Source organism: Coprococcus sp. RTP21428st1_C9_RTP21428_210409, assembly GCF_040227395.1.
Lineage (GTDB): Bacteria > Bacillota > Clostridia > Lachnospirales > Lachnospiraceae > Coprococcus > Coprococcus aceti.
In genome coordinates this window covers 20,085-22,514 of record NZ_JBEHVV010000045.1, presented here as the reverse complement: position 1 = coordinate 22,514, position 2,430 = coordinate 20,085, and the positions used below count along the sequence as shown (strand labels likewise).

The window sequence follows — 2,430 nt, the reverse complement described above, 5'->3', positions numbered from 1 at the left end:
CGCCGACCTCAAGTCCCAGCACCTTGTCGGTATCCTCACTCTTTGCCGTAAGCATGATAACCGGCACATTGCTGCTCTCTCTTATCTTTGCCATGGCTGTTATACCGTCCATCTGAGGCATCATGACGTCCATGAGTACAAGCTGTATGTCATTAGAATTTACCATATCAACTGCCTCCATACCATTGTAAGCTTTATACACCGAATACCCGGCTGTCTTAAGATATATCTCTATAGCTGATACTATATCTTTTTCATCGTCACATATTAATATATTGTACATTTTTCTTGTCCTCACCTTTTTCGTATTTATCCTTAGCTTACCACAATCACCTCCTGTTCTCAATTATCGCCATACTGCCATTAAGAAACAACCATTATAAAGTTTAAGATATCTTTAAGACTTGTCATTATTTGTGGTATACTTAGGAGGCGGTCTGTCATTGCAGATGTTATAACGCAAATATATCACTATATAGAAACGGAGTTTTATTTATGACAAAAAAAGACGTACTTGAGATAAGACACCTGTTTGCTCCAAAGGAATGCTCCATAAGCAAGATCCGCGGATGCTACGTGGACGGAGACTGCAACAAGGTGGCGACCATCAACGAACAGTTTCTCACCATGCCGGAAGAAGAAACATACAAATATTTTGAAATACTGAAAAAGACTTTATCAGGAAGCATTGGCAAGAATCTTGTCACCATGCCATTTCCTACCTCACAGGAGTTTGAAGGCGGCACACAGGAATTCCTGAATAAACTCAGAAAGAGCAAGCTTGAGAACGATGAGCTGATAAATGAGTTCTATGACAAGGTCATCGAGAACTACGATTACACCGGCAACTACCTCATACTGCTCATCCACGATACATATGATGTTCCGGGCAAGACAACCGACGGCATCATGATGGACGATGCATCAGACGAGGTGTATGACTATATCATGTGCTCCATTTGCCACGTCAACCTGTCCAAGGCGGGACTCAGCTACTTCGACGTTGAAAGCACATTCCACAACAGAGTCCGCGACTGGGTGGTCGACATGCCGGACATAGGCTTCCTGTTCCCGGCATTTATCGACAGGAGCACGGATATCCACAACGTTCTGTACTACACCAAAAAGCCGGAGGAGCTTCACGACAGCTTCATAAGTAACATCCTTGGCACTTCTCTTCCTATAACTGCGGGAGAACAGAAGGATGTATTTCAGGAGATTGTTGCTGAGACTCTGGGAGATGACTGTAATTACGATATGGTAAGAACCATCCACGACAATCTGAACGAGATGATAGAACAGAGAAAGGACAGTCCGGAACCGCTTACTCTCTCAAAAAACACTATAAAGAACCTGCTGACAGAGAGCGGAGTATCAGACGAGAAGATGGCAGATTTTGACGCCCACTACGAGAAGGTAACCGCTGCGGCAGCACCGCCTGAGCAGCCATCTGAGAACCCGGAGGATGAACCGGCCATAGTTGTACCGCGTGAGAAGTCAACTGTCATGTACGCGACAAATGTTGCAAACACAAAAACATTTGAGGTAAAGACTCCTGATGTGGTCATCAAGGTAAATCCTGAGAGAACTGATCTGGTAGAGACCATGGAGATCGACGGAAGGAAATGCATCGTCATCCAGATATCCGATCAGGTCGAGGTAAACGGAATACCTATCAACAACAAATAACAAAGGCACAAAAAAGGACCACCGGCAGCAACAAAACCGCCGGTGATCCTTTTTTCTATCTGCCCTACTGTTTGAGCATCTTCTTTTTCTTCAATATAATAGCGATAACTATGCTTATCACAAGTATGATACCGCACACTATCTCAAATCCATATGGTACATTCGCAAATGGCATCCACTTCGTGCCCACATTCATTCCATACACACCGGATATAACTGTAGGCACAGCCATGACGATGGTTATGGCCGCCAGAAACTTCATGGCGTTGTTCAGTCTGTTGTTGATGATGGTCGTCATGAGCTCTCTCGTACCACTTATGATATCCCTGTATATCTGTGTCATCTCGATAGCCTGCTTGTTCTCCACCAGAACATCGTCCAGCAGTTCCTTATCCTCCGGGTACTGCTTGATCCTGCCGTATCTTGTCAGCTTGTCAAGAACTACTCCATTCGCTCTCAGTGATGTGGCGAAGTATACGAGGTTGGACTCCAGCTCGTGAAGATCTATGAGATCCGCATCCTCGGTCTCCTCCTGGATACGCTGCTCAATAAGGGTTCTTCTTCTGTCCATGACTCTCAGATAATACTGGTATGTGGTACAGTTCCTGTAGAGTATCTGGTACATGAACCTCATCCTCTTCTTGGTGCTGAACTCTCTCACCTTGCCCTCCATAAAGGCCTCAAGCACAGGAGTCTCCTCGGCGCATATGGTGATGATGCAGTCTGCAACCAGTATGATAC

3 protein-coding genes are annotated in these 2,430 nt (G+C 45.1%); 1 reads left to right on the top strand and 2 read right to left on the bottom strand.

The window, feature by feature from the left end:
* Positions 1–283: response regulator (locus ABUA34_RS09575; protein WP_349823216.1), on the bottom strand; the 283-nt coding region annotated here is incomplete at its 3' end.
* Positions 284–495: 212 nt separating this feature from the next.
* Between ABUA34_RS09575 and ABUA34_RS09570 the strand changes: the two genes are divergently transcribed.
* Complete coding sequence (locus ABUA34_RS09570) at positions 496–1,689, top strand: DUF4317 domain-containing protein (protein WP_015533946.1); 1,194 nt, start codon at positions 496–498, stop codon at positions 1,687–1,689.
* 64 nt (positions 1,690–1,753) lie between these two features.
* On the opposite strand, the gene ABUA34_RS09565 is transcribed toward ABUA34_RS09570, so the two are convergent.
* The coding region (locus ABUA34_RS09565; protein ID WP_349823215.1) for a magnesium transporter CorA family protein at positions 1,754–2,430 on the bottom strand (677 nt) is incomplete at its 5' end.

Excerpts from the sequence above, each read along its gene's own strand:
- ABUA34_RS09570 (WP_015533946.1), top strand. The coding sequence starts at position 496 with ATGACAAAAAAAGACGTACTTGAGATAAGACACCTGTTTGCTCCAAAG.